The 5,896-nt window shown below is 60.4% G+C and carries 7 protein-coding genes; 2 read left to right on the top strand and 5 right to left on the bottom strand.

All coding sequences use genetic code 11. The annotated features are described in order from the left end of the window. Nucleotides 1-170: 170 nt before the first annotated feature. Together VIH17_06020 and VIH17_06015 are read left to right on the top strand one after the other, a co-directional pair. The gene (locus VIH17_06020; protein ID HEY4682791.1) at nt 171-908 is read left to right on the top strand and encodes an FAD-dependent oxidoreductase; all 738 of its coding nucleotides are present in this window, start codon (nt 171-173) and stop codon (nt 906-908) included. Nucleotides 909-1,011: 103 nt separating this feature from the next. After that, nucleotides 1,012-1,410 (top strand): DUF6463 family protein, encoded by a 399-nt coding sequence (locus VIH17_06015; GenBank protein HEY4682790.1) that lies wholly within the window; start codon nt 1,012-1,014, stop codon nt 1,408-1,410. Here VIH17_06015 and selD read toward each other — a convergent pair. The 5 genes from selD to rsmG form a co-directional block, all read right to left on the bottom strand. Continuing rightward, the gene (selD, locus tag VIH17_06010) at nt 1,403-2,446 is read right to left on the bottom strand and encodes a selenide, water dikinase SelD (GenBank protein ID HEY4682789.1); all 1,044 of its coding nucleotides are present in this window, start codon (nt 2,444-2,446) and stop codon (nt 1,403-1,405) included. The two genes, VIH17_06015 and selD, sit on opposite strands and share 8 nt — an antisense overlap. Before the next feature lie 394 nt (nt 2,447-2,840). Beyond that, nucleotides 2,841-3,272: a polymer-forming cytoskeletal protein gene (locus VIH17_06005; GenBank protein HEY4682788.1), complete on the bottom strand. Its 432-nt coding sequence runs from the start codon at nt 3,270-3,272 to the stop codon at nt 2,841-2,843. 290 nt (nt 3,273-3,562) lie between these two features. After that, nucleotides 3,563-4,471, bottom strand: coding sequence for a ParB/RepB/Spo0J family partition protein (locus VIH17_06000; GenBank protein ID HEY4682787.1), 909 nt, complete (start codon nt 4,469-4,471; stop codon nt 3,563-3,565). Further along, nucleotides 4,440-5,225 (bottom strand): AAA family ATPase, encoded by a 786-nt coding sequence (locus VIH17_05995; protein HEY4682786.1) that lies wholly within the window; start codon nt 5,223-5,225, stop codon nt 4,440-4,442. The genes VIH17_06000 and VIH17_05995 overlap by 32 nt, the downstream gene beginning before the upstream one ends. Before the next feature lie 128 nt (nt 5,226-5,353). After that, on the bottom strand, nt 5,354-5,896 hold a 543-nt coding region (gene rsmG / locus VIH17_05990; protein ID HEY4682785.1), incomplete at its 5' end, for a 16S rRNA (guanine(527)-N(7))-methyltransferase RsmG.

Here is a 5,896-nt window from a genome sequence, read left to right as displayed (position 1 = left end):
GGGGAGAAGCGCTTTCGCGCTTCTCCCCTTTTTCTTTTCCCAGTCAGCTAACCCGAGACACCTTCCGGCGATTCGCTTGCAACCACAGCTTGATCCATCCCAGCCGCTTCCAGAGCCTGCGCCAAAATCAGATATAATTTGCTTCCGCCAACGAGAGGGACGCAAGCGTCATGCCTGAGCGTTTTGACGAAGCCTATGACGTGGTGGTGGTCGGCGCGGGCCATGCCGGCTGCGACGCGGCGATGGCGTGCGCGCGCATGGACTTGCGCACGGCGGTTTACACCATCAATCTCGACTTGATCGCTCAGATGAGTTGCAACCCGGCTGTCGGCGGAATCGCCAAAGGCCATTTGACGCGCGAGGTGGACGCGCTCGGCGGGGTGATGGGCGAAGTGATTGACCAGACCGGCATCCAGTTTCGCCTGCTCAACACCAGCCGCGGGCCGGCCGTGTGGTCGCCGCGCGCTCAGGCCGACAAGAAACTCTATCGCCAGCGCATGCGCCAGGTGCTCGAGTCGGAGCCCAATCTCGTCATCAAGCAAGCGGAAGTGGCCAGCTTGATTGTGGGGAGTGACGGTCCCGCCACACGGAGGAGCGACATCCCGCACGCCGAGCTCGGATTTACCGTGAACGCACAAAAGCCCGATCGTCCAGACAGCGACCTCCCTGCGGCCGGTTTTGAAGACGAGCCACGGGTCGTGCGAGGGATCGTTCTGCGCGATGGCCGCCGCGTAGGCGCGCAGGCGGTCATCATCACGACCGGCACGTTCTTGAACGGGTTGATCCACGTCGGCGAGACCACCTATCCGGCCGGACGCATTCCCGGCGTAACCCCCGCCGCCATCAACATTATCCATGTCTATCTCGAACTCGCTTCCCGGCCCTCCGGCGCCGCGGCTTCTGTTTGATCGCTTTCTGACGGAGGCACGCCAAAAGGTTCTGAGGGTAAAGTGGCAGTCGATGCGCTCGTAGTTCTTCGCCCCACAAGGTCAGGTGTTTCAGGAGGTCGCAATGCGTAGGGTCAGCGGTATCCTGCTTATCGCCATCGGCCTTCTCCACAGCCTCGCCCTGGTCATGCCGGGAGCGATCGGGTTTCAAGGAATCTGGAGGGAGATTGCTCAGGCGGGTTTTCTCGACGCGGTCTCGTCCAAATCTCTACGGATATGGGGCTACTACTGGTTCCTCATACCCGGTTTCTTGATGATCGTTTTCGGCCTCCTTTGTCATTGGGTTGAGCATCGCCTCAACCATCCTGTGTCGGCGGTTGTGGGTTGGGCGCTGTTTGTTCTCACTGTATTTGGCGCAGTGCTGGACACCAATACCGGTTTCTGGCTTGTGATGGCGGTGGCCATCAACATCATCGTGGCGGCCCACCGCGCAGGGCGGACTGCTTCGCCAGCAACTAACTGACGACCATCAGAGGAGAGCGTTTTTCCAGCACGCGGCCGACCCGCTGCACGCTGACTCCGCGAGCTTCCAGCGCCTGCCGAACCGGCCGGGCAATGCCTTCGTCCATCGCCACCAGCAGCCCACCCGAAGTCTGGGGGTCGAAGAGCAGCGCCTGGATCTCTTCCGGGACAATCGCGTCAAACTGCGCGCACTCACCGACGTATTCGCGGTTGTTCTTGAGTCCTCCGGCCAGGTGGCCTTCCCGCGCGTACTCGAGCGCGTCTTCAAAAAACGCGAACCCACGGTGGTCAAAGGCCAGGCTCACGCCGCTGCCTACGGCCATCTCATGGGCGTGGCCGAGCAGGCCGAAGCCGGTGATGTCGGTCACGGCGTGGATCGCGCCGTCAAACCCGGCCAACGCTTCCGCCGTAGCTCGGTTGAGCGTGAGCATGGAGGCGGTGGCAGCAGCGAGCGCCCGCTGGCTGGCCCGGTTCTTTTTGAGCGCGGTCGAGATCACGCCCGTGCCGAGCGGTTTGGTCAGGATCAACATGTCGCCCGGCCGGGCGCCCACGTTCTTCCAAACGCGCCCCGGGTCAATCAAGCCGGTGACCGCGTAGCCAAACTTGATCTCCTCATCGCCGATGCTGTGCCCGCCGATCACCGCGCATCCCGCTTCCTCCATCTTGACCAGCCCGCCGCGAAGAATCGTTTCGAGCAGCGCCGCATCACCCGCCCGCGGAAACCCCACCACCGCCAGCGCCGAAATCGGCTTGCCGCCCATGGCGTAGATGTCACTCAACGCATTGGCGGCTGCAATTTGACCGTAGAGGTATGGGTCATCCACGATGGGAGTGAAGAAATCCACCGTCTGCACGAGCGCCACGCTGTCCGAAAGACGATACACCCCCGCGTCATCGCGGGTCTCGAAGCCCACGAGCACGTTTGGATTGACCTGCTTAGGCAACCGCTCGAGCGCCGAGTCCAATAGACTTGGACTCAATTTGGCCGCTCAACCGGCCGCCCTGGTCATCGCCGTCAATTTGACGTCGTTGGCCATCCCACCCCCGATTCCCGAGTGATTGAACCCGATGATTATACCTTGTTGCCTGCCGGGAGACGCCACCACGAGCACCGGCAAAGCCACGAAAAGCGGAAGGCACTGCTTGCACGGTTGCCATCGTCAGCGCAGCGAAGGATCTCGCCGTCCCAAGCCATGAAAGCCGGAACGGTCCTGGAAGGCCTACACTACAGGGAAAACCTCATGCCGGCCGCCGCCCGTGAAGGCAACACCGTGAAGGAAAGTGCATTCCTCGGTGGGGATGATGGTGGGCGGCCCGGCGTGTTCAAACCGGTTGAGAGCAACCTCGGTAGCCCACTGAAAGAGTCGGGCGTGACTCGATTATGGATTCATCCGTGTGATGGGCTCGTCACCATGCTTTGGTGACGTGGGCTTAGCCGTGGCTTTCCGCCCTCCGCAGGGCGATCGTCACGGTCTTCTCCGACTCGGCCTCGGCCAGCATGTGGCATCGCCCCTCGAGGACCCCACCTGGCTCAATGACCAAGCTTGGGGTGTGCAGCTCGCCGTTTACAACCCCCTTGGCCAGAATTTCGACCCGCGTTTTCGCTCGAACCGTCCCGTGGAACCGACCCGAGACCGATACCTGATCCGCTTCAATCTCCCCTTCCACCTCAGCCTTCTCCCCCAGCACCAACGTCTGCTCACAACGGATGGTGCCTTTGACATTGCCATCGATGCGGAACGTCCCGGACAGATTCAAAGTGCCTTCCAGTAGAACACCGCGGTCCAGAAAACCAATCCAATCGTCGCTATCCTTGGGACGGCTAGGATCTGGAGCGGAGGAAGAGAAAAATTTGAACGCCATCTTGAGCCCCCTCTAAACAAACACGGGCCGAGTATGACCCTCAATATAACAGCCCGGTCGCAACCCTACAACGCGAAACCTGTCACTGTGTCTTACCTCTTACTACTGCCGTCGTATCTACTCCACATCCCAAATGGCCCCCGCCGATGCTTCCAGGTGCAACGTTTCGCGGCGGAGCGAGTCGCGAAACCCAAAAAGTTGTCACTCCAGCGTCTTGCGCAACACGCCCCCTGTCCCCAAGCTAGGATCAAGTCTCACAACTTTTTAAAACATTACTAACGTAGTAGATACTAGCTACCCCTAATGATTCGTTCGTAGAGAAGCATGAGCTGCGCGTCAGTATAATATTCAATCTTCAGGAACCCCACTCCTCCTACTACAGGAGTAATATGCACTCGCGTCTGGAGAGAGCGCTCCAGGTTGGCGAGGGCAGCGCGCACGTTGGGATCCTGTGGTGTTGCCTCCACCTTTCGCCGGGCCGAAGGCTTGCTCTGGATGAGTCGCTCCACCTGCCGCACGCTGAGACCTTGGGCGGCGACGCGACGTGCCAGAAGCAACTGTTTCCGGGGGTCCCCAATAGCCAGGATGGCTCGCGCATGGCCGGCGGTGAGCTTTCCATCCGAGACGAGGTCCTGGACGGGCTTCGGGAGTTTCAGAAGTCGAATCGTATTGGCTACGGTCGCCCGATCTTTCCCGGTCCGGTCGGCAACCTCCTCTTGGGTTAGGCCGAACTCGTGAGTGAGCCGCTCATAAGCCTGGGCCTCCTCGATAGGGTTCAGGTCCTCTCGCTGCAAGTTCTCGATCAGGGTGAGCTCCAGAGCTTCTTGATCGTGCACATGGCGAATGATTGCCGGGACCTTCGCCAGACCGGCGCGCTGAGCAGCTCGCCAGCGGCGTTCTCCCGCGACAACCTGGTAACGAAGGCCGACTGGTCGCAGCAGCAGGGGTTGAAGCACGCCCGCTGCCCGCAATGAGGCAGCCAGCTCCTCGATCCGGGTTTCGTCGAACCGAGTCCGCGGCTGAAACGGGTTCGGATCAATCAAATCCACCTCAATTTCGGACAAACCGGATTCCCGGGCCGGTGCCGGAGCTACCCCGGCTGCTGCGCCGGCGCCCAGCTCGATGGCGGGCGTCGTCGCGACTGGTTTCTGTTCGCGGATGAGGGCGCTAAGCCCCCGCCCGAGCGCTCTTCTGGTCATGAGCTATAACCTCCTGGGCCAATTGCAAGTAGGCTTCGGCGCCACGGCTATGTATGTCATAGGTAAGAATAGGCTTGCCGTAGCTAGGTGCCTCAGCCAGACGTACGTTCCGGGGAATGATCGCGTTAAAAACCTGTGCGCCGAAGAAACCTCTCAAATCGGCCATCACCTGTCGCGAGAGATTGGTCCGGTCGTCATACATAGTTAGCAGAATCCCCTCAACGGTGAGCTGTGGATTGAGTTCACGCCGAATGCGCATCAGGCTGTCGAGCAGTTCGCTAACACCTTCGAGCGCCAGATACTCGCACTGAATGGGGATCAGGACCGAATCGGCTGCGACGAGTGCATTAAGGGTCAGCAGGTCGAGCGCCGGGGGGCAGTCGATCAAGATAAACGGATAGCCGGGACGCAGAGGTTCGAGGAGCTTCTTCAGCCGAAACTCGCGCTCATCGGCTTCGACCAGTTCGATGGTCGCGCCGACAAGATTCTTGTCAGCCGGCAAAAGCTCCAGGTGAGCCAGCTCCGTCTTGAGCAGAATGCGCTCGACTGGTTCCTGGAGAAGCAACGCGTGGTAGAGGGAGCGGCGAGCCGGGTCACGGCGAAATCCCAGCCCGCTCGTTGCATTCGACTGAGGATCAGAATCAACGAGCAGGACCCGGCGCTCCGCGGCAGCGAGCGATGCGCCCAGATTGACGGCGGTAGTGGTCTTGCCGACGCCCCCTTTCTGGTTTGCAATGGCGACAATCTTGCCCAATAACACTCCCGCTGGCGAAGTTGGCGGGAATGTATCAAAATCACCGAGCGAAATGCAACAGGCAGCTTGCCTTGTTTCACGTGGAACACTCCACCGCCTCTTTCAACGTGAAACCACCTTAGCAGAGTCTAGGTGCGACAGCCTATCAGGACGACGCTCCTTTGTGCACCGGGGATCTTTTCACTCCGCCAGTCATAAAGGGAACTGGACTCCGCGATGCGAACCGCATCCAGGGCCGAAACGAGCAGGATGATGCGCCCGCCCCGCCTCAGGAGATGGGCGGCATCATCAACAATGCACTCCTGGTCGCCTATGCCACGCAGCGTGATGAAATCGACCGCGCCAGTGCTTTTCCCTTTCCTCCACTCCTCCCAGCGCTGGCGGACAATCTCTACACGCTTCAAGCCAAGCTGCCGGACAACTTCAGCCAGAAAGGCTGCCTTCTTGCCCACCGCTTCGAGCAAGGTCACATCAAGCGACGGGCACACAAGCTTTAGAGCAAGACCCGGGAAGCCGGCGCCACTCCCGATGTCCACCAAGCGGCCCGAACCGAGATCCACCAGCCGTGCCAGATAGAACGATTCACCGAAATGGCGCCGCCAGATCTCGACCGGCTCTCGAATCCCGGTCAAGTTGATACGCCGGTTCCACCGGACAAGCATTTCTGTGTA

The organism is Candidatus Acidiferrales bacterium (assembly GCA_036514995.1).
GTDB lineage: Bacteria > Acidobacteriota > Terriglobia > Acidiferrales > DATBWB01 > DATBWB01.
The sequence above is the reverse complement of the archived record's forward strand: the minus strand, read 5'-3'. Positions and strand labels throughout refer to the sequence as shown.

Bases quoted from the DNA above. Each gene is read 5' to 3' on its own strand.
- VIH17_06020 (HEY4682791.1), top strand. From the start codon at position 171: ATGCCTGAGCGTTTTGACGAAGCCTATGACGTGGTGGTGGTCGGCGCG.
- VIH17_06005 (HEY4682788.1), bottom strand. From the start codon at position 3,272: ATGGCGTTCAAATTTTTCTCTTCCTCCGCTCCAGATCCTAGCCGTCCC.
- VIH17_06015 (HEY4682790.1), top strand. From the start codon at position 1,012: ATGCGTAGGGTCAGCGGTATCCTGCTTATCGCCATCGGCCTTCTCCAC.
- VIH17_06000 (HEY4682787.1), bottom strand. From the start codon at position 4,471: ATGACCAGAAGAGCGCTCGGGCGGGGGCTTAGCGCCCTCATCCGCGAA.